We start from the raw sequence: 422 nt of genomic DNA, 5'->3' as shown, positions 1-422 counted from the left end.
CACCATGGCCGGCTCGCTCGGCCTGCTGCTTGCCACGCAGCTCATCGGCCTGACGCTCGGCTCGTTCGATATGCAGAACGCCTTCGCCCGCTGGCCGGCGCTGAGCGGCGTCCTCTTCGGCGTGGATACCGGCCTGATCCGCGCCATCGCCTTCTGGGCCTTCGTGATTGCGTTTGCGATCAAGGTTCCGGTCTGGCCGTTCCACACCTGGCTGCCGGATGCACACACCGAGGCGCCCACCGCCGGCTCGATGATTCTGGCCGGCGTGCTGCTAAAGCTGGGCGCGTACGGCTTCATCCGTCTGGTGCTGCCGCTCTACCCGGCGGAGGCCTACGCTTCGGCGGGCGTGCTGGCCTTTCTGGCGATGATGGCGATTGTGGCCGGCGCATATGCCGCCTTTGGGCAATGGGACTTCAAGCGGC

Annotated in this window: 1 protein-coding gene; it reads left to right on the top strand. The window is 67.1% G+C overall.

Features of this window, described 5'->3' with window-relative positions; genetic code table 11:
* Window positions 1-422 (top strand): hypothetical protein (locus tag NZ773_16225; GenBank protein ID MCS6803474.1); only part of this gene is annotated, 422 nt, incomplete at both ends.

Source organism: Dehalococcoidia bacterium (genome assembly GCA_025054935.1).
Lineage (GTDB): Bacteria > Chloroflexota > Dehalococcoidia > SpSt-223 > SpSt-223 > JANWZD01.
The sequence above is the reverse complement of the archived record's forward strand: the minus strand, read 5'-3'. Positions and strand labels throughout refer to the sequence as shown.